Origin of the sequence: Gordonia sihwensis NBRC 108236, assembly GCF_000333035.1 — a bacterium.
GTDB classification, from domain to species: domain Bacteria; phylum Actinomycetota; class Actinomycetes; order Mycobacteriales; family Mycobacteriaceae; genus Gordonia; species Gordonia sihwensis.
This window is the reverse complement of record NZ_BANU01000016.1, coordinates 38410-61735: the sequence shown is the minus strand read 5'-3', so window position 1 is coordinate 61735 and position 23326 is coordinate 38410. Positions and strand designations below refer to the sequence as shown.

General features: G+C 68.3%; 18 protein-coding genes. 12 read left to right on the top strand and 6 right to left on the bottom strand.

Features of this window, described 5'->3' with window-relative positions; all coding sequences use genetic code 11:
- Positions 1-128: 128 nt before the first annotated feature.
- Positions 129-2153 (bottom strand): TPM domain-containing protein, encoded by a 2025-nt coding sequence (locus tag GSI01S_RS11490; protein ID WP_006896729.1) that lies wholly within the window; start codon positions 2151-2153, stop codon positions 129-131.
- A gap of 53 nt (positions 2154-2206) precedes the next feature.
- On the opposite strand from GSI01S_RS11490, the gene GSI01S_RS11485 reads away from it, so the two are divergent.
- Positions 2207-3616, top strand: a complete 1410-nt coding sequence (locus GSI01S_RS11485) for a phytoene desaturase family protein (protein ID WP_006896728.1) — start codon at positions 2207-2209, stop codon at positions 3614-3616.
- Between the two features lie 27 nt (positions 3617-3643).
- On the opposite strand, the gene GSI01S_RS11480 is transcribed toward GSI01S_RS11485, so the two are convergent.
- On the bottom strand, positions 3644-5296 hold the full coding sequence (locus tag GSI01S_RS11480) for a hypothetical protein (RefSeq protein ID WP_006896727.1): 1653 nt from the start codon (positions 5294-5296) through the stop codon (positions 3644-3646).
- Positions 5297-5360: 64 nt separating this feature from the next.
- Positions 5361-6155: an LLM class F420-dependent oxidoreductase gene (locus GSI01S_RS11475; protein ID WP_006896726.1), complete on the bottom strand. Its 795-nt coding sequence runs from the start codon at positions 6153-6155 to the stop codon at positions 5361-5363.
- 96 nt (positions 6156-6251) lie between these two features.
- Here GSI01S_RS11475 and GSI01S_RS11470 point away from each other — a divergent pair, with 96 nt between their 5' ends.
- Together GSI01S_RS11470 and dinB are read left to right on the top strand one after the other, a co-directional pair.
- Positions 6252-6878, top strand: coding sequence for a class I SAM-dependent methyltransferase (locus GSI01S_RS11470; RefSeq protein ID WP_006896725.1), 627 nt, complete (start codon positions 6252-6254; stop codon positions 6876-6878).
- Positions 6879-6941: 63 nt separating this feature from the next.
- Positions 6942-8153, top strand: coding sequence for a DNA polymerase IV (gene dinB, locus GSI01S_RS11465; protein ID WP_006896724.1), 1212 nt, complete (start codon positions 6942-6944; stop codon positions 8151-8153).
- A gap of 35 nt (positions 8154-8188) precedes the next feature.
- Here the strand turns inward: dinB and GSI01S_RS11460 are convergent, their stop codons facing one another.
- A complete protein-coding gene (locus GSI01S_RS11460; RefSeq protein WP_006896723.1) occupies positions 8189-9127 on the bottom strand; it encodes a quinone oxidoreductase family protein in 939 nt (312 codons plus the stop codon).
- A gap of 36 nt (positions 9128-9163) precedes the next feature.
- Here GSI01S_RS11460 and GSI01S_RS11455 point away from each other — a divergent pair, with 36 nt between their 5' ends.
- From GSI01S_RS11455 to GSI01S_RS19550, 7 genes are all read left to right on the top strand, one after another.
- The gene (locus GSI01S_RS11455; RefSeq protein ID WP_006896722.1) at positions 9164-10465 is read left to right on the top strand and encodes a TrpB-like pyridoxal phosphate-dependent enzyme; all 1302 of its coding nucleotides are present in this window, start codon (positions 9164-9166) and stop codon (positions 10463-10465) included.
- A 171-nt stretch (positions 10466-10636) separates the two neighbouring features.
- Positions 10637-12085 (top strand): NADP-dependent phosphogluconate dehydrogenase, encoded by a 1449-nt coding sequence (gnd, locus tag GSI01S_RS11450; protein WP_006896721.1) that lies wholly within the window; start codon positions 10637-10639, stop codon positions 12083-12085.
- Positions 12086-12406: 321 nt separating this feature from the next.
- Positions 12407-13822: an argininosuccinate synthase gene (gene argG / locus GSI01S_RS11445; protein ID WP_006896720.1), complete on the top strand. Its 1416-nt coding sequence runs from the start codon at positions 12407-12409 to the stop codon at positions 13820-13822.
- 5 nt (positions 13823-13827) lie between these two features.
- On the top strand, positions 13828-14475 hold the full coding sequence (locus tag GSI01S_RS11440; protein WP_006896719.1) for a response regulator transcription factor: 648 nt from the start codon (positions 13828-13830) through the stop codon (positions 14473-14475).
- A complete protein-coding gene (locus GSI01S_RS11435; protein ID WP_006896718.1) occupies positions 14472-15677 on the top strand; it encodes a sensor histidine kinase in 1206 nt (401 codons plus the stop codon). Before GSI01S_RS11440 ends, GSI01S_RS11435 begins: the two co-directional genes overlap by 4 nt.
- Complete coding sequence (locus GSI01S_RS11430; protein ID WP_006896717.1) at positions 15677-16717, top strand: DUF8320 family protein; 1041 nt, start codon at positions 15677-15679, stop codon at positions 16715-16717. Before GSI01S_RS11435 ends, GSI01S_RS11430 begins: the two co-directional genes overlap by 1 nt.
- A 132-nt stretch (positions 16718-16849) precedes the next feature.
- Positions 16850-17476 carry a helix-turn-helix transcriptional regulator gene (locus GSI01S_RS19550; RefSeq protein WP_006896716.1) on the top strand — a complete coding sequence of 209 codons (627 nt, stop codon included), beginning with the start codon at positions 16850-16852 and terminating at the stop codon, positions 17474-17476.
- 84 nt (positions 17477-17560) lie between these two features.
- On the opposite strand, the gene GSI01S_RS11420 is transcribed toward GSI01S_RS19550, so the two are convergent.
- Both GSI01S_RS11420 and GSI01S_RS11415 read right to left on the bottom strand, forming a co-directional pair.
- A complete protein-coding gene (locus GSI01S_RS11420; RefSeq protein WP_006896715.1) occupies positions 17561-18760 on the bottom strand; it encodes a cation:proton antiporter in 1200 nt (399 codons plus the stop codon).
- 58 nt (positions 18761-18818) lie between these two features.
- Positions 18819-19874 (bottom strand): DUF475 domain-containing protein, encoded by a 1056-nt coding sequence (locus tag GSI01S_RS11415; protein ID WP_006896714.1) that lies wholly within the window; start codon positions 19872-19874, stop codon positions 18819-18821.
- Between the two features lie 764 nt (positions 19875-20638).
- On the opposite strand from GSI01S_RS11415, the gene GSI01S_RS11410 reads away from it, so the two are divergent.
- A complete protein-coding gene (locus tag GSI01S_RS11410; RefSeq protein WP_006896713.1) occupies positions 20639-21754 on the top strand; it encodes a DnaJ domain-containing protein in 1116 nt (371 codons plus the stop codon).
- A gap of 42 nt (positions 21755-21796) precedes the next feature.
- Positions 21797-23317 carry an Hsp70 family protein gene (locus tag GSI01S_RS11405; RefSeq protein WP_039867584.1) on the top strand — a complete coding sequence of 507 codons (1521 nt, stop codon included), beginning with the start codon at positions 21797-21799 and terminating at the stop codon, positions 23315-23317.
- Positions 23318-23326 lie beyond the last annotated feature (9 nt).

The window sequence follows — 23326 nt, the reverse complement described above, 5'->3', positions numbered from 1 at the left end:
TCGTAAGCCTAAATAAAGGACCGCGGAGCCATCGATCGCCCTGTGAACAGGGAGTTCACGTCAGGAAAATGGGGAACGTCACACGTCCGGGATACCTCGACCACCGGAGTGAGACGGACCGACGCCGGTCAGAAGCGACCGCCGGTCCCGATGCGGCCCGAACTCGACGACCCGCCGTAGGAACCGGGACTGCGTCCGCCGGAGCTGTAGCCGCCGAACGATCCCGGACGCATCGTGCCGCGCAGAACGCTGTCGACGAGGATGCCGGTGAGGACGGCACCGGCGATCGGAGGACCGGTCCGGTCGGCCGCGCCGGCAGCCCGTTGCTGGTCCTGCCAGGCGACGACGTCGTTCTGTGCCGCCATCAGCGCCTCGTCGGCGTTCCGGGACGCCTGCCGCGCCTGCTCCAGAGCCCGGTCGGGGTCGGTGTCGGAGAGCCGAACCGCTTCGGCGCCGAGTTGCTGCGCCCTCGACAGGCGGGTCCGGGCGACGGAGCCGACGGCACCGCGCCGGGTCTCGATGAAGTCGGCCGCGGCCTGCGTCTTGGCTTCGGCCGTCTCGAGCGCATTGGTTATCAGCTGGGTGCGCCGCGACGTCTCGTCGACGGTCCGATGTGCGGCGGCCAGTGCGGCATCGAGATCCGCGTCGGCCTCCGAGAGGGCAGCGAAGGCGCCCAGCGGGTCGGTGTCGGCCTCCGAGTCCGCGGTGGCGAGCGCCGCCTTCGCCTTCCCGATCGCAGCCGTGAGATCGGGTGGGGGAGCCGGCAGTCCCTCGGCCTGCGCCACCGCGGCCGTGACATCGGCCGTCAGCGGCGACAGGCCGTGACGAGCGCGGGCCAGGGTCGCGTCGGCCGAGTCGATCGCGTCGAGCAGTTTGGCGGCGGTCTCCAGCGCTCCCTCGGCCGACCGGATGTCGGCCACGACGGGTCCTTGCTGTCCGGCGGGCAGGGCGATCGCCTCGCGGCCCTGATCGGTGCTGTCCTCGGCGAACCGGAGTTGCTCACGCGCCAGGGCGACGTTCTGGCTGATCGAGGAGACCACGGTTCCGCCGTGCCGCTCGGTCAGCTCGGCCAGGGTGGCTTCGGATCGGGGCAGGCGGGCCGTGGTCTCCACGATCCGCCGTGTCAGCTCGTCGAGCCGTTCCGCGGCGTTGATCAGCAGGTTGCGCATGGCGTCGAATTTCTCCACCTGCTCGTCCAGCAGCGCATCCGCGTCCGAGCACGAGGTGATGATCTGAACCAGCATCGACCGCTGCTCGTCGGCGGTCTCCGGGATGTGATCGTCCAATCTCTGACGGAGCGCGAACGACGACGCCAGCGCGCGCTGGGCGGCGCCGAGCGCCGCGGTGAACGGCGCGGCGTCCGCCTCACCGAACTCGTCGATCGCGAGGACGAGTTCGTCGGCGCTGGTCTTGACGGCATTGTCGGTGTCGGTGAGCACCTCCCGCGACCATGCATGGAGTACTTCGAGGGGCTGCTCGGACAACTGGTCGACGGTCAACGAGTCGCCGGCTTCACGCAGATCGTCCACGTGCGCGGCGTGAGCCCGGCGTCGCCGCCTGCGGAGGTAGAGGAAGCCGCCGCCCGCGATCACGGCCGCGCCGCCGACCACCCCCGCGGCGATCGCTCCGGCGTGGGACTCATCGCCGGCCGCCGCCGCGTCGATCTCGTCGACGGTGTCGAGCGCCGACGCCGCCCACCGTCCCCGCTTCAGATCCGGGACCAACGTGTCGGTGGCGATGCTGTTGATCTCGTCCTGGGTGAGACCGTCGATCGCGGCCGGCGCGGTGAGCCGGTAGCCGCGGTCCCCGGTGGCCACCGCCAGCAGTACGTCGCGGTCGCCGAAATCACTGAGGTCTTCGGTCTGGCGGGCCCAGTCGGCCGCCTTCATGCCGTCGAAGGAGTCGACGTAGACCACCCACATCTGGATCTTGTGGTCGTTATAGAGAGCGTCGATCGCGGAGGCGATCTTGTCGTGGTCGGCCTCACTGAAGACGCCGGCGGTGTCGACCACCTGATCGGCCATGCGCAGCGGCGCCTGAGCCCGAGCGCTGCCGGCCCCGGTGAAGAGCAGTGCCGCGAGGACCGCGAGAGCCGAGACCGTCACCATGAGTAGGCGGGCCCGGATCAGACGCTGGATGCTCGCGAAAACCATGGACTCAATCTAGCTTGTGAGTCTGACGGTTCTGGGTCGGTGAACGGGGCACGGTGGGTAACGAATGGGACGCGATCGTGATCGGTTCCGGTCCGAACGGATTGACCGCGGGAGCGGTGATGGCGCGTGCGGGCCGATCGGTGCTGGTCATCGAATCGGAGGACACGATCGGCGGCGGTTCGCGGACTGACGAGGCGTTCGGAACCGGAATTCGGCGCGACGTCTGCGCGGCCGTCCATCCGACCGGGTACGCGTCGCCGGCGTTCGCCGAACTCGGCCTGGCGGACCGGGTCGAGTGGCTGGTGCCGGAAGTCTCTTTCGCCCACATCTTCTCGCGAGGTGATGCCCTGGGCGTGTACCGCGATCCGGTGCGACGGGCGAGTGAGCTGGGCGACGATGCCCGGGCGTGGCGTCGGACGGTCGCGCTCGGCACCGGGGCGGCGCATGACGCGTTACGGATGCCCGCGTTTCCCCGGCATCTGCCGCGAATGGCGCGTTTCGGTCCGCAGGCCCTGATGCCCGTCGACGCGTTGGTCCGGTGGGCTTTCCGTACCGAACGGGTGCGCACCGCGTTCGCGGCGGTGGCCGCGCACGCCATCCGGCCCTCGGACGCGCTCGGTTCGGCCGCCCCCGGACTTCTGCTGGGAACGCTGACCGAGGCGGGTTGGCCCGTTGCCGCCGGCGGATCCCAGTCCGTCGTCGACGCGCTGGCCGCGATCATCCTCGGCAACGGCGGGCGGATCGAGACCGGCCGGCGAGTGCGCTCGGCTCGCGAATTGCCGACCGCCGGGCAGGTCTTCTTCGACGTCTCGCCCCGCGCGCTGGTGCAGATCATGGGGGAGCGGCTGCCGTCCCGGTATGTCCGGCGTCTCGAGCGTTTCGAGTACGGCGGCGGTGTCTGCAAGGTCGACTTCCTGCTGCGCGAGCCGATTCCCTGGTCGGGGGCGGGCGCCGAGGAATTGTTGTCGACGGCTACCTTTCACATCGCGCGCGACCGCGCGCAGATCAGCGGCGCGGAGGCCGACGTCGCGGCCGGCCGGGTGCCCGACCGACCGTGGGTGCTCGGCGGCGAACCCACGCGGGTCGATCCCTCGCGTGCGCCGGCGGGAACTCACCTGGCATGGGCGTACTGCCACGTCCCCGCGGGCTGCGGGAGCGACGTCTCCGACCGGATCGTCGCCGAGATCGAACGGTGCGCACCGGGTTTCACCGACACGATCGAGGGTCGGATCGTCACGACCGCGTCCGGCTACGAGGACTACAACGCCAACTGCGTCGGAGGCGACATCAATTGCGGCGCAGCCAATCTGCGGCAGCTGTTGGCACGACCGGTGCTGTCGGCGCGGCCGCATCGGACTCCGGTACCCGGCGTGTACCTGTGCTCGTCGGCGACGGCCCCGGGTGGCGGTGTCCACGGTATGTCCGGCTACCGCGCGGCGAAGACGGCGCTCCGGGACGGCTGATCCGGCGTCGCGGACCCGTGCGATGCCTCAGCGCACCACCAGGTCGGTGGTGGTGGCGCTCAGCGTGATCGGGGCGATCGACTTGCCTCGCATCCACGTGTCGACGAAGCGGCGCAGCTCCGGGTCCCGGTCGCGATTCGCGAAGGCCTCGCGGGGGATCTCCACGGCGCCGACCAGATGGCGCGGGGTGCGGGTGAGGCCGACGTGCCCGGGCGTCATCCGCATACCGTCGGCGGTGTGCAGGAGCACCGGAATCCGATGGCCGTCGGGAGTGGTGACGGTGGCCGGCCGAGTGGTGACCGCGGGATCGAAACTCGACACCGACAGTCGGTAGCCGGACGGCGCCGCGGTGAGTCCCACCTCGTCGAGCATCCGCGGGTCGATGACGCTGTACGGGATACCGATATCGATGAGTGTCTGCCCGTCGACGAGCGCGGAGCGGGAGGGGAGGGACGCCGACAGATTCCACGGCTTCTCGGGGGCGAGCGTCTCCGCGGACCGATCGCCGGGCGAGTTCTCCAGGAGCCGGCCCTGCAGCGTGCTGCCGGTCGGGGTGAACGTCCATGTCGAGGCGTGAAGGTCCTTGTGCCAGAAGCCCGTTCGGCCATTGCTCCGGCCTTCCACCCGGAGCTCGCGCTTCTCGGGGCCAGGACCGGTGGAGATCACGGTGATCGCGGAGGTGATCTCGCCGGGAATCTTGGGCTGGCGTGTCCAGTCGGGTGCGGGGAGCTGGACCGCGGCGGTCGACCGATCGAAGGCCTCGACCGTCAGGTTGGTGGCGCTGGGCTTCCCGGTCTGCGGGTCCCAGCTGTAGCGGAAGAACACCGAATCCGATCCGGAAGAGTCGAAATCAAAAGTGCGCGTGAACATGTCGCCGTACCGGTTGACGACGAAGGTGGTGGATCCGGCGGCCGAGAGGGCCACGGACTGAAACCGGCCGCCGAGCGGGCTGCCGATCTCGTAGCTGTCGTCGTTGGGCAGCCACGGATCGGCGTAGGTGATCCGGCTGCCGTCGCCGGTGAGCGCCGGGATCATCGTCATCTTCGCCTGACCGGAGGGGTGGACGCGGCCGGCGATATCCAGGTACGCCCGGTTGTCCGACGGCGAGGTCACGCTGAGCGCCCAGCCGCCGCGGCGGTCGTCCGGCAGCTTGCGGCCGGGCCCCGTCCACAGCATGGCGCCCCACGCGGAGGTCCAGTTCCACAGCAGAGGGGACTGGGTCACGTTGTCCATGGTGTAGATCCAGCCTTCTCGATCCACGCCGACCAGTTCGTCGTCGTCCAGTGAGATCGCGACGAGCCGTCCGCGCAGGCAGGACGGCAGGGGGACCGTCCGCCAGCGGCTGTCCGCTGCTGACCGCGGGGGACGCGGCCGGGTCACCAGCGTGCCGGCGTCGGTGAGTGCGAACTCCCAGAATCGATTGAACTGAGTCTTCTCGGTCCGCAGGTCCACGCGTGACGGCGCCTGCTTGCCCGTGTACTCGGCGAAGGTCGTCAGTCCGGTGCGATCACCGGTGGACGGAACGCCCGGCGGAATCTGTGCGGTGCCGAAGGGAACACACGACGCCGGTCCGGCGTGCGCGGCCGGGGCGCCGGACAGTGGCAGAACGATCGTCATGACGATGCCGGAGAGCGCCGTCGCCAGACGGATTCGGGAGAGTCGGTTCCGGGGTCGGGTCATGAATCCGGACTATATCGGGCGCGTCCCGGGCGGTGTCCGCTTCGGCCCATCGGGCCGGCACCGATTATGCGGTGCGCGAATCCCGCCAGCGCACCAGTTCCCGGACCGCCGTCAGGTCGTAGTCGGGTCCGCCGGTGGCGACCGTGAGGAGGGTGACGCCCTCGGCCGTGATGTCGTCGGCGAACCGAAGCATGGCGCCGACGTCGCCGTCGAAGCGGACCTCCGCCGACCGCTCGATCTCGGCCGGATCGCGTCCCACGTCGGCGCAGTGCCGAGCCAGGACACCAGACTTGTGGCGATAGGACTCGACGTCGACGAACCCGTGCCAGAGATCGGCGTGTTCGGCGATGAGCCGCAGTGTCTTCTTCTCGCCGCTGCCGCCGATCAGCAGCGGAATATGGCGCGTGGGTGCGGGATTCAGCTTCGCGAGCCGTTCGGTGAGTCGCGGCAGGGAGGCACCGAGGGCGTCGAGTCGGCTGCCCTTGGTGCCGAAGTCGTATCCGTACTCGGTGTAGTCGCGCTGGAACCAGCCGCTGCCGATGCCGAGGATGAGACGACCGCCGCTGATGTGGTCGACGGTGCGCGCCATGTCGGCCAGCAGCTCCGGATTCCGGTAGCTGTTACAGGTGACGAGAGCGCCGAGCTCGACGCGGGAGGTCTGCTCGGCCCAGGCGCCGAGCATGGTCCAGCATTCGAAGTGGGCGCCGTCGGGGTCGCCCGACAGCGGGAAGAAGTGGTCCCAGTTGAAGACGATGTCGACTCCCGCGTCTTCGGCACGCATCACTGCGTCCCGGATGAGGGAGTACTCCGGTGAGTGCTGGGGCTGGAGCTGGACGCCGATTCGGATGGGGTGACTCATGGCTCCAGTGTGCCGTGCGGTCCGCCGCGGCGCCGGTTCTTGCCGCGCGCGCAAGCCGCGTCGCGGCGTGGCCGGTGATTGTGGGAGCGTCGAGGAGTGAGTGAACATCAGCACGACCACGATCAGCAGCAGGCTCCCCGTCATCCCGTCTCCGCGGCCGAGTGGGACGAACTCTACGAGTCGTCGGACCGGCTGTGGACCACCAACGTGAACCCCGCGCTCATCGCGGAAGTCGGTGATCTGCCTGCCGGTTCGGCATTCGACCTCGGGTGCGGCGAAGGCGCCGACGCCCGGTGGCTCGCCGACCACGGCTGGACGGTGGTGGGAGCAGACATCTCCACCGTGGCTCTCAAGCGTGCGGCCGCGACTGATTCACGTGAAACAATCACCTGGCTGCCGTTCGACGTCACCGCAGATCAGTTCGACCGCACGTACGACCTGGTGGCCCTGAGCTATTTCCACATCGCGAGCGACGACGTCGCGGTCCTGCAGAAGATCGCCGATGCCGTGGGGCCCGGCGGCACGCTGCTCGTGGTGATGCACGACCCCGAGGGGATGCGCGCGCACGGGCGGAGCCCGGACGGGTTCCTCTGGCCCCGCGACATGGTACGTCTGCTGGGCGAGGGCTGGGAAGTGGTGACCGACGAGGCGCGCGACCGCGGCATCCCGGCGGGCGGCGGCCATCATGTGCGGGATGTGGTCCTCCGTATGCGCCGGGTCTGAGCTTTCCGCCGGTCGGTGGTGCCGCGGCTGGGAGATGTCGGACCCCGGTGAGACCCTCGCGGTATGAGAGTGGACGCGGGCACACGCAAGCAGGCATCGATCCTGCACGCCGACCTCGACTCCTTCTACGCGTCCGTGGAGCAGCGCGACGACCCGTCACTGCGCGGCCGTCCGGTGCTGGTCGGTGGCGGGGTGGTGGTGGCGGCGAGCTACGAGGCCAAGGCGATGGGTGTCCGCTCGCCGATGGCCGGTCGTGAAGCCCGAGCGCTCTGTCCTCGCGCGGTGATGGTGCACCCTCGGTTCGAGGCGTACACCGAGGCCAGCCGCGCGGTCTTCGCTATCTTCTCCGACTTCTCGCCGTTTATCGAGGGCATCTCCGTGGACGAGGCCTTCCTCGACGTCGGCGGCATGCACGCGATCGCCGGATCGCCCGTTCAGCTCGCGGCACGGCTGCGGGAGCGGGTGCGCCGCGAGGTGGGCCTGCCCATCACTGTCGGGGTCGCGAGCACCAAGTTCGTGGCCAAGGTGGCGAGCGCGGTGGGCAAGCCGGACGGTCTGCTCGAGGTCCCCGCGGGAGGCGAACTCGACTTCCTTCACCCGTTGCCCGTGCGACGGCTGTGGGGCGTGGGCGCCAAGACCGAGCAACGCCTGGCCGAGGCCGGGATCGAGACCGTGGGCCAGATCGCGTCGCTGGGCGAGGAACGGCTGTCGATGCTCCTGGGTCGCGGCCCGGGCAGGCACCTGTACGCACTGTCGATGGCTCGCGATCCACGGCGCGTTCAGACAGGCAGACGCAGACGTTCCATCGGGGCTCAACGGGCGCTGGGTCGTCGGTGGCGGTCGGAGGCGGATATAGAAGCAACACTCGTCGCGATCGTCGACGGCCTGGGCCGCCGTCTCCGGTCGGCGCAGCGGCTCGTGCGAACGGTGGTGCTGCGTCTGCGCTTCCACGACTTCGAGCGAGTGACGCGGTCGCGGACGCTATCCGAACCGACCGACCGCACCGATATCGTTCTCGCGGTGGCGCGGGGTCTGCTCGACGAGGCGATGCCGCTGATTCGTGAGCGCGGCTGCACGCTGATCGGGCTGTCGCTGACCAACCTCGCCGATCACGGCGCCGTTCAGCTCGCGTTACCGCTCGACGGCGCCGACCACGCCGGCGACCTCGACCTGGCCATCGACTCGCTGCGGTCGAGATTCGGGAAGGGTGCGGTGACGCGGGGAGTGCTAGTGGGTCGTCCACATCTGCCCGAGAGCCCGATGCTGCCGGATTGACGGCGCCCCGGTCTGGGGGTCACGGTCTGATGGGTTCACGGAATCAAGACCACTTTGCCGCCGGCGTGCCCGGCGGCCACCAGCCGCAGCGCCTCGACCGCACGATCGAGCGGGAAGGTGCGCGCGATCGGCACCGTCAGCTCGCCGGCCGCGAGCAGATCGAGGAGTTCGCCGCGCACACCGTCCCGGAACGCCGCGCTGGCGGGGTCGGCGCCCGAGAGCGCGTCGAAGCCGTACTCGCGCGCGGCTTCGCGGTCGACGACGGTGAGGATCCGATCGCGATCGGCCACCAGTTCCAGTGACGCGGCCGTCGCCTCTGGGCCTCCGGCCGCGTCGAGCGCTGCGACCACCGGACCGGGTGCGGCGTCGCGGACGCGCCGAGCCAGTTCGGGACCGTAGGTCACCGGAATACCGCCGAACCGTGCGACCGCGTCCGACCGACCGGGACCGGCCGTGCCGACGACGGTGACCCCGGCTCGACGCGCCAATTGCAGGAAGACGGCGCCGACTGCGCCCGAGGCGCCGTGCAGGAGCACCGTCTCGCCGGACACCGCACCGGACCGCGACAGCAGCTCGGCCGCCGTGCACCCCGCGAGAAGCAGCCCCGCGGCCTGGTCGTCGGGCACCGCATCCGCCAGGACGAAGGCCTTCTCGGCGGGGATGGTGATCGCCGACGCGTAGCCGCCGTGCACGCGGAAGGCCGCGACGCGATCGCCCACCGACACCGCCCCGGACCCGGCGCGGGTCCGCGGTCCCATGGCGGTCACCACCCCCGCGATCTCGTAGCCGATCGGCAGCGGCAGGAGAGCGGGGTCGGAGGCCCTGAGCGTGTGCTTGAGGTCGGCGGGATTCACTCCGGCGGCCGTGACGCGGACGGTGAGCTGTCCGGGGCCGGGAGCTGCGGGTTCGCAGGCGACGGCCCGGAAGTCGTCGAGCCCGCCGAAGCCGTCCGCCACCCACCTGATGCCCGTCATGACGTGCAGCCTACTGCGCACATTATGGTGACCTGCATGACAAGCAATGTTGACGCGTCCAACCCCGATCTGGTCACAGTGGACGTGCCCACCCACTGGTACAACCTCGCCGCGGAGCTCGACGAGCCGATTCCGCCGCACCTGCACCCCGGAACCAAGGAACCGGTCGGGCCCGACGATCTGGCCGCGCTCTTCCCCGCCGGTCTGATCGCCCAGGAGGTCTCCACCGAGGCCTACATCGAGATCCCTGAGCCGGTTCGTGAGATCTACCAGATGTGGCGGCCGTCGCCGCTGTTCCGCGCCCGCAGATTCGAGGAGGCGCTGAACACGAAGGCGCGGATCTACGTCAAGTACGAGGGCGTCAGCCCGGTCGGCAGCCACAAGACGAACTCGGCTGTCGCGCAGGCGTATTACAACAGCATCGACGGGGTCAAGAAGCTCACCACCGAGACCGGCGCAGGTCAGTGGGGCAGCGCTCTCTCGTTCGCGGGCGCGCAGTTCGGTCTCGACGTGGAGGTGTGGCAGGTGCGGGCGTCGTACGACTCCAAGCCGTACCGGGGCTTTCTCATCCGCACCTACGGCGGCACGCTGCACCCGAGTCCCTCCGACCTCACCGAGGCCGGACGCGCGATGCTGGCGAAGGACCCCGACACCACCGGCAGCCTCGGCATGGCGGTGTCGGAGGCGGTGGAGGTGGCGGCCGCGAATGATGACACCCGCTACGCGCTCGGCAGCGTGCTGAACCACGTCGTGCTGCACCAGAGCGTGATCGGCCTCGAGGCCGTCGACCAGCTGAACGCGGTGGAGCCCGGCGGCGCCGACGTCGTCTTCGGTTGCGCGGGCGGCGGATCGAACCTCGCGGGCCTGTCCTTCCCGTTCCTGCGCGAGAAGCTGCACGGCCGTTCCGATCCGCGGATCGTCGCGGCCGAGCCGTCGGCCTGTCCGTCTCTGACTCAGGGTGAGTACCGCTACGACCACGGCGACGTCGCGGGCCTCACGCCGCTGCTGAAGATGCACACGCTCGGTATGGACTTCGTCCCGGACCCCATCCACGCCGGCGGTCTGCGCTATCACGGCATGGCGCCCGCGCTCAGCCACACGGTGGAGCTGGGTCTGGTGGAGGGCGTCGCGATCGACCAGCGCGCCGCCTTCAGCGCGGGCATCACGTTTGCGCGCACCCAGGGCATCGTGCCCGCCCCGGAGTCGACCCACGCCATCGCCGCGTGCGCCGAGCACGTGGCGAACAGCGACAAGGAGGAGGTCGTCGTGATCGGGCTCTCCGGGCACGGTCAGCTCGATCTGCCCGCCTACGCGGAGTTCTTGAACGGCTCCTTCTGACGGCTGTCGGGCCCGCCGGTTCCGGATCCGGACGGGCGGGCCCGATGCGGTCCGTGCGCGTCCCGACTCCTGCGGTTCGACGAATGCTGAGACAATCGGGACGGTAGTACTGAGAGTGGTGGAATTGCCGGGTCGCCGCACGGCGCGACCGGGAGACAGAGAAGGAACTTCATGGTCGAAACAGGACAGCGTCTGGCGCAGATCGGCGTCACCGGGCTCGCGGTGATGGGCTCCAACATCGCCCGCAACTTCGCGCGGCACGGGCACACCGTCGCGCTGCACAACCGCAGCATCGCGAAGACCGATGCGCTCATCGAGGCGCACGGCGACGAGGGCGATTTCATCCGCACGGAGACCATGGAGGAGTTCGTCGGCGCGCTCGAGCGGCCGCGCCGCGTCCTCATCATGGTCAAGGCCGGCGACCCGACCGACGCCGTGATCGAAGAACTCGCGAACCTGATGGAGCCCGGCGACATCATCATCGACGGTGGTAACTCGCTGTACACCGACACGATCCGCCGCGAGGCGGCGATGGCCGCGCGGAACCTGAACTTCGTCGGCGCGGGCATCTCCGGCGGCGAGGAGGGCGCTCTCAACGGTCCCTCGATCATGCCCGGCGGACCCGCCGAGTCGTACGAGTCGCTCGGTCCGCTGCTGGAATCGATCTCGGCGCACGTCGACGGCGTCCCGTGCTGCACGCACATCGGTCCCGACGGTTCGGGCCACTTCGTCAAGATGGTGCACAACGGCATCGAGTACGCCGACATGCAGCTCATCGGCGAGGCGTACGACCTCATGCGCAACGTGCTCGGCATGGAGGTCGCCGAGATCGCCGACGTATTCCGCGAATGGAACACCGGCACCCTCGACAGCTACCTGATCGAGATCACCGCCGAGGTGCTGTCGCAGGTGGACGCCGAGACCGGCAAGCCGCTCGTCGACGTGATCGTCGACGCCGCGGGCCAGAAGGGCACCGGCCGCTGGACGGTGAAGTCGGCACTCGACCTCGGCATCCCGACCACCGGCATCGCCGAAGCCGTCTTCGCGCGCGCCCTCTCGAGTTCGACGTCCCAGCGCGAGAGCGCGCGAGGGCTCGTCGCGGGCACCACCGGCGCGCAGGCCCCGGCCGACAAGGCGGCTTTCGTCGAAGACATCCGGAAGGCGCTGTACGCGTCGAAGGTCGTGGCGTACTCGCAGGGCTTCGACCAGATCGCGGCGGGAAGCGCCGAGTACGGCTGGAGCGTGGATCCGGGCAAGCTCGCCACCATCTGGCGTGGAGGATGCATCATCCGGGCCAAGTTCCTGGACCGCATCCGGGAGGCCTACGCCGAGAATCCGGAGCTTCCCGCGCTGCTGCTGGCTCCGTACTTCCGCGACGCGGTCGAGGACTCGGTGGAGAGCTGGCGGCGGGTCATCGTCACCGCGACTGCGATGGGTGTCCCGGTGCCGGCCTTCGCGTCGTCGCTGTCGTACTACGACGCGCTGCGGGCCGAGCGGCTGCCGGCCGCTCTGACCCAGGGGCTGCGGGATTACTTCGGTGCGCACACCTACCTGCGCGTCGACAAGCCCGGCTCGTTCCACACGCTCTGGAGCGGTGATCGCAGCGAGGTCGAGGCGTAGCGCTTCCAAGATCAGTCACTAGACGGGCCTTCGAGGGCAATGTTCCCTCGAAGGCCCGTCTGCGTCCTGAACTTGGCACAGCGGTCTCGGTATGCGTGCTGCCGGTGCGCTATGCCCACATCCCGTTCGTTGTCTCAGACCGCCCACAAGCGATCCTGCGCATCAACGGTGGACAGGTCATCGCGACAGCTTCGCCTTCCGGCGGATCACCGGGGCGCCGATCCCAGCTCGTTCTTGCGGTTTTCGAATCGCTGCGCTTGCCTCGACCACCGAAGGGGACCGGGTTGTGACTGCGGCCGAAGTACTGTTTAAGCTGGACATATGTCGAAAGTGCTGAGCTCGTTGCCGAAGGGAGAGCGCGTCGGAATCGCGTTCTCGGGTGGTCTGGACACCTCCGTCGCCGTTGCATGGATGCGCGAAAAGGGCGCTATCCCTTGCACTTACACCGCCGACCTCGGCCAGGCCGATGAGCCGGACATCGCTTCGGTGCCCGGCCGCGCGGGTCAGTACGGTGCGGAGATCTCGCGCCTGGTGGACTGCCGCGCCGCGCTCGTGGAGGAGGGCCTCGTCGCACTGCAGTGCGGTGCCTTCCACATCCGCACCTCCGGCAAGACGTACTTCAACACCACGCCGCTCGGCCGCGTGGTGACCGGAATGCTCCTGGTCCGCGCCATGAAGGAGGACGGCGTCGACATCTGGGGCGACGGCTCCACCTACAAGGGCAACGACATCGAGCGGTTCTACCGCTACGGACTGATGGCGAACCCGAACCTGCGGATCTACAAGCCGTGGCTCGACACCCAGTTCGTGGAGGAGCTCGGCGGCCGCCACGAGATGAGCCAGTGGCTGACCGAACGCGATCTGCCGTACCGCGACTCCCAGGAGAAGGCGTACTCCACCGACGCCAACATCTGGGGCGCCACCCACGAGGCCAAGACCCTCGAGCACCTCGACCACGGTCTCGACGTGGTGGAGCCGATCATGGGCGTCGCCGCATGGCGGGACGACGTCGAGGTCGCCACCGAGGACGTCTCCATCCGATACGAGCAGGGCCGCCCGGTCGCCATCAACGGCGAGGTCTTCGACGACGCCGTCGCTCTCGTCCTGAAGGCCAACGAGATCGGCGGCCGCCACGGGCTGGGCGTCTCGGATCAGATCGAGAACCGCATCATCGAGGCCAAGTCGCGCGGTATCTACGAGGCACCGGGCATGGCACTGCTGCACATCGGCTACGAGCGTTTGGTGAACGCGATCCACAACGAGGACACGGTCGCGAACTACCACAACGAGGGCCGTCGCCTGGGTCGCCTCATGTACGAGGGCCGGTGGATGGACTCGCAGGCGCTCATGCTGCGTGAGTCGCTGGTGCGCTGGGTGGGCTCGGCCATCACCGGCGAGGTGACCGTCCGACTGCGCCGCGGCGACGACTACCACTTCCTCAACACCACCGGACCCGGCCTTTCGTACCACCCGGACAAGCTGTCGATGGAGCGCGTCGGCGACGCCGCGTTCGGTCCGTCCGACCGCATCGGCCAGCTCACCATGCGCAACCTCGACATCGCCGATTCGCGTGCGCGCCTGGAGCAGTACGCGCAGCTCGGCATCGTCGGTGGCGCGACCGCAGACCTGGTCGGCGAGCTGTCCGCGGGCGGTGCGCAGGCGATCGCCGGCGGCCAGCCGGAGGACGCGGCATCCGAGTCGCTCGACCGCGCGGCGATCGATTCCGGCGTCGACTAGCGCTCATGGCCGCCAAACGGATCGGGATCGTCGAAGATCACGAGTCGATGGTGCTGGGGGTCCGGGCGATGCTCGACGGCCACGTCGGCCTGTCGCTGATGGCGTCGTCGGACACCGTCGAAGGGCTGCTCGCGCAGCAGGTCTGCCTGGACCTGGTGCTGCTGGATCTGCGGCTGGCCGACGGGTCGTCGCCGACGGCCAACATCGAGGCCTTGCACGACGCGGGTCTATCGGTCCTTGTCTACACCGGTGCGGAGAACCCGTACCTGGTCCGTCTGGCGGCGAAGGCGGGGGTGCTCGGCATCGTGCGTAAATCCGCCCGGGTGGAGCGGGTCGTCGAGGCGATCGCCACGGCTGCGGAGGGCAACCCGGTCATCACCACCGAGTGGGCGGCGGCCGTCGACGGCGACCCCGACCTCGATGCCACCGGCCTGAGTCCTCGGCAGCAGGAGGTGCTCTCGCTGTACGCCTCGGGGGAGAAGGCCGACCGGGTGGGGCGCATGCTGGGGTTGTCGACGGAGACGGTCAACGACTACGTCGCGCGGATCCGGGCGAAGTACGCCGCAGCCGGTCGGCCCGCAGGCACCAAGGTGGATCTCTATCAGCGGGCCGTCGAGGACGGACTGCTGCCGATCCCCGAGCGCGACCAGTGAGCGGCGCCGTCAGATACGCCGCTCCCGAGCGGCGGCACGACAACCTGGACCGGATCAGGCGGATGTTCGCGTTGTTCGCGGCGGTCGGTTACGTGGGGTACTTGATCCTCCTGTTGCCGGCGATCCTCCAGCTCGCACCGCTGATGAGCTCCTGGTGGACGCCGGCGATGTGCGCGATCGTCTTCGTCCCCGGCCTGACGCTGGGAGTGACCGCTCTGATCGGCGTGCCGCGCTGGACGCGGGCGACGGCGGCCGTCGCCGCCCTCAGCTTCTTCGTCGCGGTCCTCACCTGGCCGATCGCCTGGGACGGCACCACCGTCCCGGCCGGCGACGGCGTATGGCTGGCGGCGTTTCCCGGGCTCGCCAGCATCGCCGCGGTGCTGGCGTGGCCGGCCTGGGCGGCCTTTGCGCACATGGTGTTCGGCTGCGTCTGCGTGCAGCTCATCAACTTCGTGATCCGCGGCGAAGTGGATCCGGGACAGCTCGCTCCCGAGATCGCCTTCGCAATCATGTTCTGCAGCTTATTCGTCGGTGCGGCCGTGATGGCGCTGCGCACCGGGAGGATTCTGGACGAGACCACCGATCGTGCCCATGCGGCGGCCGCGACCGCCGCAGCCGAGCGGGCCCGCGACACCGAACGCGAACGCTTCGACGCGCTGATTCACGACAGCGTGATGTCCACCCTGCTGACCGCCTCCCGGGGCGGGGCGCAGGAGCACGTGCCGCGGCTGGCGGCCGCCACCCTCGCCGAACTCGACGAGATCCGTTCGGGACTGCCCACCGACCGTCCGTTCGGCCTCGAGGCCGCCGTGGTGCACCTGCGTGCGACCACTACCGAGGCAGACCCGAGGGCGGAGTTCGCCGTCGACGCACCCGCTGCCGATTCTGATGCCGCACAGGCGGAGCTGCCGAGCGAGGCGGTGCGTGCGGTGAGCGCGGCACTGGCCGAAGCCCTGCGCAACAGTCGCCGACACGCCGGGGCCGATGCGCGGTGCACCGTGCGTGGCCGAGTGGACGCCGATTCGATCAGGATCGCGGCGACCGACGACGGCGTCGGTTTCGACCCGGGTGCGGTATCGGCCCATCGACTCGGCATCGCGGTCAGCATCCGGGCCCGGATGGACCGGGTCCCGGGAGGTTCGACCGCCATCGAGTCGTCGCCCGGCGCCGGAACCACCGTCCGACTGGGATGGACACGCTGATGGAGCAACTTCCGGCCGGCGGTGATATCGGTGATCTGATGGGCCTGCGGACCGCCGCCGCGAAGGCGCTCGTGGCGGTCTTCATCGGAACGTTTGCGCTGGTGGGAGTGATGACGCGCCCCGCAGGGAGCGGGGTGGCCGGATGGCTGGCGGAGATCGTCGCCTGGGGGGTGACGAGCGCTGCGGCAGTCGCACTGATCCAGGTGCCGGGAGATCCGTTACGGCGGTCGGTGACGGCAGTCGTCGCCGCCGCCGGCCCGGTGGCCACGGTGTCGGTGCTGCTGGTGGTCGACGATCCGGGGGTGCGCATCCTGACCTTCTGGCCTTTGTCGGCGACAACGGCGCTGTGCACCTACCTCTGTGTACGCGGCCGCACAGGCGTCGCGTGGCTCTCGATGCTGGTGGCGATCGGCGCGACCGCACTGTGGGCCGTCGGCATCGGCGAAGGCGCCGGGTACGGGATCTCGATCTCGCTGATCAACCTGGCGCCGCTTGTGATGTCGTCCTTCTTCGCCATCACGATCCGGCCGGCGGCGCGCGAGATCTTTCTGATGCAGGGGGCCGGCACCGAGGCCGCGGCTGCGGAGGCCGCGCGGCGCGCGGTCCTCGACGAACGCGACCGGCAACTCGGCCGACTCGACGACCAAGCGCGCCCCTTGCTCGAGCGGCTCGTCGACGCGGCGCCGCTCTCGGCGGACGAACGCGATGAGTGCAGTCTGGTCGAGGCGCGGTTGCGTGATTCGCTGCGGGCGCCGACATTCGACGTCCGCAGTGTTGCCGACGCGGCGCGGCAGGCACGACGTCGAGGGGTGGAGGTGATCTTGCTCGACGATCACGGGCTCGTCGGTGCGGACGATGACGTCCGCGAGCGGGTGATCGGCGGTGCCGTCACCGCGCTCGCCGCGGCTCGTGCGGGGACCGTCACGATTCGCATCCTGCCGCCGCGGCGTCGCGTGGTGGCGACTGTTCTGCAGGTCGCCGGCGACGTCGTCGTCCGCGAGGAGTACGACGGCGAAGGTCGTCTGGTCGGCAGCGACTGACCCCGGGAGCAGGCCTGACCTCTGTCGCCTCTTAGGAGGACAGAGGAATTGGGGTCTTTCTCGTGCGCCGATGTCGCCATACCGTCCGAAGGGAAGGCATGGCGGCGGGACATCGGCGAGGAGGCGAGGAGAATGACGGGCTCCGGGGCAGTGGCGCGGCAGTCGGGGACAGGCCAGTCGGTCGGGGTGTGGAGTGAGAATCCGTGGCAGCGGGAAGTGCTCATGGTGTGGATGAATCGGTTCGGGTATCCGGTGGTCGCTGTCGACACGGCCGGACTCCTGGCGGGGGCGACGCGCGTCGTGGTGGTCGGAGCCGGCGATCGTCTCGCGCTGCGTCGGTTCGGCCGCTCAATGGCCGGACGCGTCATCGTCGTCGGCGGTACGGTCGAGAAGGCCGATATCCGCTCCGGCGTTCATCATGTCACTGAAGGCCCAGACATCGACCACCGTCTTAACCTCCTGCTGACCAGAGCGCTGGGCCCGACGTCCGGCCGGACTCCGATGTCGGCGCGGGAACGGGAGATCCTGACCACGTATGTGATGGGTGCGACCGTCGAGGAGACCGCGACCCGGCATTTCGTCGCCGCCAGCACGGTTCGCACTCACTATCGGCGCGTCTCGGCCAGGTACGACGACGCCGGGCTGCCGGTGGCGAACAAGACCCACCTGTTGTTGCGGATGGTCGCCGACGGTTGGATTCAGCTCGACGGCGTGCTTCCCGAATCGGAGCCGACGACGTCCGCGATCGAGGTGGCGTGAGGGGCGGGCCTCGGCTTGGAGTGAAGAGCCGACGGGCTCGATGACCGACGGGCGGCGTCAGGCACCCCCGCGACTAGCGGCGTCTCACTCTTCGACCACCGACGCCGCCGGACTCCGTTCGACCGACCCCGGGCGCAGTGCGCTCGCGGCGAGCGGGAACAGGAGCACCGACAGCACGCCGGCGCCGACGAGGACCGCTGCCTGCGTGCCGGTCAAGACGTCTTGGCGGACACCGATGTCGGTGGCGACCGCGATGATCGGAAGGCCGGTGGCGCCGTAGAGCCCGGTGGCGATTCGCTCGCGGCGGCCGGCGCCCTCGGGTGCGGCGAGCATCGAGGGCAGCCCGCGGACCAGGAGCAGAGCCACCAGGACGACGGGGATCCAGGCGAAGGCGAGCGGATGATCGAGCAGCGACTGCAGATCGAACTTCACACCCGTGTAGACGAAGAAGATCGGGACGAGGAAGCCGAACGCGACGGCGTCGATCTTGGCCTCCACCGACCGCTGCGTCTGTTCGTCGGCATCTCGGATGAGGAGCTTCCAGACGATCCCCGCGGTGAATGCGCCCAGCAGCATGTCGATGCCGAGCTGGACGGTCAGGAAGATCATCACGGCCAGAATGGCCAGCACGGTGCGGACGGCGAACTGCGCCGACGTGTGCAGGGTCGATTCGACGAAGGCGTGCAGGCGGCGATGAGAGGTGCGGCGCGCCCGGATCACGGCGGCCGCCGCGATGACGCCGAAGACCAAGAGCACCACGCTCGCCGTACCGAACGAGCGGCCGCCGAGGAATAGCGAGATGGCGATGATCGGCCCGAACTCGCCCGCGGCGCCGATCGCTCCGACGGCGACGCCGAACGGTGTGGCGAGGTCACCGGAGTCGCGGAGGATCGGCAGCAAGGTTCCCAGAGCCGTCGACGCCAGACTGATCCCGATGATCACCGCGCCCAATCCGGGTGAGACAGCGAAGCCCGCCGCGATCCCGACCGCGATGCTGATCAGCCAGCCGAGCCAGGCGCGCCGAGCCGTGCGTCCGCGAACCGCCGACCGGGTGATCTCGGTTCCTGCGATGAAGAACAGCAGGTTGACACCGAAGTCGGAGAGCCGGCCGAACAGTTCCGATTCACCGACCCAGCCCAGCAGCGCGGGGCCGGCCACGATGCCGAGGCCGAGTTCGAAGACGACCACCGGAACCGCTGCCCAACGAGAGACGGATCTCGCCAGGAGCGGCGCTGCGAAGACCAGGAGGGGAACGACGAGCACGGTGGTCGCGGTGGGGCTCACCGGCTGATTCTAGAACGCGGTGACACGCGCGGGAGACGGTGCGGCGTCTGCGGTGGTCTCAGATGTGGACACCTTCGGTGTGGTTCCGTCGGCGGTACACGATGCTGGTCGCCAGGGAGGCGAGGATCAGCACCAGGCCGATGAGACCGGTCACCGTCTCGGGGACCTCGGTGCCGAGTGAGTACAGCAGAAGCAGCGCCAGCGCGCCGATCGCCCAGTGGGCGCCGTGTTCGAGGAAGACGTACTCAGACAGGGTTCCCCGGTGAACGAGGTAGATCGTCAGCGACCGCACGAACATCGCGCCGATGAGGCCCAGACCCAGAGCGATGATGATCGGGTCCGCCGTGATGGCGAAGGCCCCGATCACGCCGTCGAACGAGAACGACGCGTCCAGCACCTCCAGATAGAGGAACAGGAAGAAGCCCGCGCGCCCCGTCGCCTTGGCGAGTGCGGTCGGGCCGTCCCCCGACTCGGTCTCGATGTGGAAGAGACGGCCGAGCCCGTTGACCACGATGTAGGTGATCACGCCGAGGACGCCGGCAACCATCACCGTCGATGTATCGTGGTCCGGCGCGACGAGCGTGGCCGCCAGCACCAAGATCGTCAACGCCACCACCACCGGTGCCTCGCGGAGCCGGCCGATGCGCAGCAGGGGCCGCTCGATCCACGACAGCCAGGTGAGCTCCTTGTCCTCGAACAGGAACCCGAGGAACAGCATCAGGAGGAACATTCCGCCGAACGAGGCGATCTGCGGGTGCGCCGCGGTCACGATGCTCTCGTAGGTCGGCGAGCCGTCCGTCGGCGGGTTGAGCGCGAGGTGAAGCGCGTCGACCGGGTCGAGGCCCGCGGTGAGCCAGACGATCCCCAGCGGGAAGGCCAGGCGCATGCCGAACACGGCGATGATGACACCGATCGTGAGGAACATCCGCTGCCAGAAGTCGCTCATCCGCTGCAGGACCGTGGCATTGATGACGGCGTTGTCGAAGGAGAGCGAGACCTCCAGCACACCCAGGACCAGGGTGAGCAGTACGGCCGTCGAACCGCCGTACAGGAACGCGGCGACCAGCGCCGCGATCGAGACGACGAACGACATCCCGAAGATGCGAAGCGTCACGCGGGGATCCCAACCTTCATGACAGGCAACGGTACCCGGGCGAGGCGTCGCTGGCGCTTCCCGGAGGCGAGCCGGCCAGGCCGTGGGGAAACGGGAACTGACTGACAGTTCGAGTCAGGAGGCACTCATGAAACTTGCGGCACTCAGTCCAGCAATCGGGCTCGGACACGCGATGGCATGCATGGTAAGAAATTAATTGCTTTGGCCGACGCAATCTTCCGAGCTTTCAAAATATGCTTGTCTGACACCGAAGAAGGAGAATTGAGAATGGCTCAGTGCAACTGCAGTTGTGCATACTGCAAAGAGGCTAATGTGAACGACCGGAGCGTGCATCAGTGCAAGAACTTGCCGCGCTGTTCGGTTGCGTCCAAGAGCTGACGACCATGGCAGAGACTGGATCATCGTCGCGGTCAGGCGATTTCACGGAACCGCACAGATGCCGGAGTTGCAGCCGAGCTTTCTGGGGTAAGCGGTCGTGGAACCGGGTCACGGTGAACTGTCCGCACTGCGGCGCGGGGAACTGACGAATCGGAAGAATGGGCGGGTGTCGACCGAATGGTCTACACCCGCCCATTTTACCTGGCAGTTGGATTGAACGTCTGACCCCAGAAATGGGACACGCGGTTCGGTCCACCAGAAACGGTTACTCGCAATGGACGACTGACACGGTCTGGGATGGCCGAATACCATCGACCGCGTATCTGATTTACCGGATTCTCCATGCGAACCGGAAGTCGTATCTCGAATTTGAGGAGAATTTCCTGATGGCAGTCAGTGTTGACTTCTATGCCGTGCTCGAGATCGCGCGCGATGCCGACGATGACACCATCAATGCGGCTTTGAAATCGAAACTGCGGTTGTGGCGCAAAGCGACGAACTCTCCGGACCTCAGTACTCGGCAGGAGGCGGAGACGTGGATGGCGCGGCTTCGTGAGGCCAGCGACACGCTGCTCGATCCGCAGCGCCGCGCGGCCTATGACCGCGAACTGCAGACCGCCGGCGTCGCGCAGCCGCAGACGCAGCAGGCGGCGGGCGAGGGCACGGACTGGGTGGCTCGGGCGCGGGAGGAGCTCGGCCGAGGCGATTACCACTCTGCGGCGTACTCGGCTCGCGAGGCCACTCACTCGATCGGCAACAGCGCGGAGTCGTGGGGTCTCCGCTCTCGCGCCAATGCCGGTCTGGGAAACCTTCAGGACGCTCTGTACGAGGCACGCCAGGCGACCACCATCGAGGCCAACAACCCGGAGTACCACTTCCAGCTGGGCATGATCTTCGAGAAGTTGGCGCAGTTCCAGGATGCGATCAACGCATACCAAGTGTCGATGCAGCTGGATCCTTCCGCGCCGCAGTACATGGTGGCGGTCGCCAACGTCATGTCCGACAACGGGCAGCTCGACGATGCGCTCGACTTCATCCGGCAGCACCTGCAGCGCTTCCAGGGCGCGCAGATCGTCTTCGACTACTACGCAACCCTCCTCGCACTCAAGGCGGAGAGCATCCCGCGATACAACGGGCGCGGTCAGTACATGATCACGTCGAAGTCCGAGATCGAGCAGATGCGACCGTTGATCGCCGAGGCGATGGCGCACAACCGAGATCCGGAGATGGCGAAGGAACTGGACAAGATCAGCCGCTTCCTCGATACCAGCGAGGAGCAGGTCTTCAGCGTCCCCGGCGACGGATGGGGTCAGAAGGCGCTGATCCTCGCCTCCCCGATCCTGTGCATCGTCATCGGCGCGATCATCGGCCTCACGGTGATCGGTGTGCTCCTCGCTGTCGCGGCCGGTGCGGGCATCTACTTCACCTGCTGGGTGCCGCGATACAAGGCCAACGACCGTGACGACCTGCGCAAGGGCTACCTGCAGGGATACATCGGCTGACCTGGCCGGCTGGGTACCGACTGCGACGAAAGGTTCATGGACATGGGTAGAGCCGTTGGAATCGACCTCGGGACGACGTACTCCGCGGTGGCAGCCATCGAGGCTGGGGCGCCGGAGGTGATCCGGAACGACGACGGCGACTACACGACGCCGTCGGTGCTGTACTTCGACGGCGAGGAGGTCTCCCTCGGCGTCTGCGCTGAGAACATGCGGGCGAAGGCGGAAGGCGATGTGGCGTCGCTCATAAAGCGCCAGATGGGCAACACCGACTTCGTCTTCGTTCCGGACAGCAACGACAACGAGTACCGCGCGGAGGACCTGTCCGCTCTGATCCTCACCAAGTTGGTCGCCAGCGCCGAGAACGTCCTGGGCGAGGAGATCACCGACGTGGTCATCACGGTGCCCGCGTACTTCGAGGACGAACACCGCAACGCGACGCGGACGGCCGCGGAGATCGCCGGCCTCACCGTGCTGCAGTTGATCAACGAGCCGACCGCAGCGGCTCTGAGCTTCGGAGTCGGTTCGGGATTCTCCGGAACCCTCCTCGTCTACGACCTCGGCGGCGGCACTTTCGACGTCACGGTGCTGCGCTGCCAGAACAATGACTTCACCGTCCTGGCCTCGCTCGGCGACCGCAACCTCGGTGGTTTCGACTTCAACAACGCCCTGTTCGGTGTGGTGAACGAGAAGTTCAAGGAGCAGACCGGTCAGCCGATTCCCACCGACCAGTATCTGCAGGTCATGGATGCCGTCGAAGACACCAAGCGCCGGTTGTCGCAGGCGGAGAAGGCGACCGTCTTCATCTCGGCCCTGGGTCAGAACGTGAAAGTTCAGGTGACACGGCAGGAGTTCGAGTCGGCGGCGTCGTTCCTGCTCAAGACGACGGAGTTCCTGGTCGACGAATCGGTCGAGACGGCGGGGGTCTCGTACTCGGCGATCGACAAGGTCCTTCTGGTCGGCGGATCCACTCGTATGCCGATGGTCCAGAATCTGGTGGAACGGTTGACCGGTCAGACTCCGGACAAGTCGGTCCACCCGGATCAGGCGGTGGCGCTCGGTGCGGCGATCGTCGCCGACAAGGTGTCGGCGGACAGGGCCGGAGCGGCGCCGGACATGCCGGCCGGTGGCAGCATCGACTTCTCAGATGTCATCTCGCAAGGTGTCGGGGTGCTGGCGCTCAACGCCGCCTCACAGCTTGCCTACACCCAGTTGATCCCGCCGCAGACGTCCATTCCGGCTCAGGCGGAGCATGATTTCGGCCTACCCGTCGAGAATCAGCAGGAGATCAGGCTGCAGATCGTGTCGCATGACGTCGACGGGGTGCTTGAAGCGCAGGTCAAGAGTCTCGGTGAGAGCATGCTGAAGGTTCCGCCGGGCCGTGCAGCGGGCAGTGGCGTGCGGGTGATCTTCTCGGCGGACATCGACGGGATCATTCACGTCCAGGTCATCGATCTGACCGAAGGGATCAACCTCGGCGAGATGGAAGTGAAGCGTCCCGGCGAGATGGATCCCAAGCGGATGGCGCAAGCGCGCGAGTTGGTCGCGTCCGCGCAGTTCACATGATCGGAGAAC

Coding starts and splice junctions, on each gene's coding strand:
- GSI01S_RS11490 (WP_006896729.1), bottom strand. CDS start 2,153: ATGGTTTTCGCGAGCATCCAGCGTCTGATCCGGGCCCGCCTACTCATG.
- GSI01S_RS11480 (WP_006896727.1), bottom strand. CDS start 5,296: ATGACCCGACCCCGGAACCGACTCTCCCGAATCCGTCTGGCGACGGCG.
- GSI01S_RS11475 (WP_006896726.1), bottom strand. CDS start 6,155: ATGAGTCACCCCATCCGAATCGGCGTCCAGCTCCAGCCCCAGCACTCA.
- dinB (WP_006896724.1), top strand. CDS start 6,942: ATGAGAGTGGACGCGGGCACACGCAAGCAGGCATCGATCCTGCACGCC.
- GSI01S_RS11460 (WP_006896723.1), bottom strand. CDS start 9,127: ATGACGGGCATCAGGTGGGTGGCGGACGGCTTCGGCGGGCTCGACGAC.
- GSI01S_RS11455 (WP_006896722.1), top strand. CDS start 9,164: ATGACAAGCAATGTTGACGCGTCCAACCCCGATCTGGTCACAGTGGAC.
- gnd (WP_006896721.1), top strand. CDS start 10,637: ATGGTCGAAACAGGACAGCGTCTGGCGCAGATCGGCGTCACCGGGCTC.
- argG (WP_006896720.1), top strand. CDS start 12,407: ATGTCGAAAGTGCTGAGCTCGTTGCCGAAGGGAGAGCGCGTCGGAATC.
- GSI01S_RS11440 (WP_006896719.1), top strand. CDS start 13,828: ATGGCCGCCAAACGGATCGGGATCGTCGAAGATCACGAGTCGATGGTG.
- GSI01S_RS11430 (WP_006896717.1), top strand. CDS start 15,677: ATGGAGCAACTTCCGGCCGGCGGTGATATCGGTGATCTGATGGGCCTG.
- GSI01S_RS19550 (WP_006896716.1), top strand. CDS start 16,850: ATGACGGGCTCCGGGGCAGTGGCGCGGCAGTCGGGGACAGGCCAGTCG.
- GSI01S_RS11410 (WP_006896713.1), top strand. CDS start 20,639: ATGGCAGTCAGTGTTGACTTCTATGCCGTGCTCGAGATCGCGCGCGAT.
- GSI01S_RS11405 (WP_039867584.1), top strand. CDS start 21,797: ATGGGTAGAGCCGTTGGAATCGACCTCGGGACGACGTACTCCGCGGTG.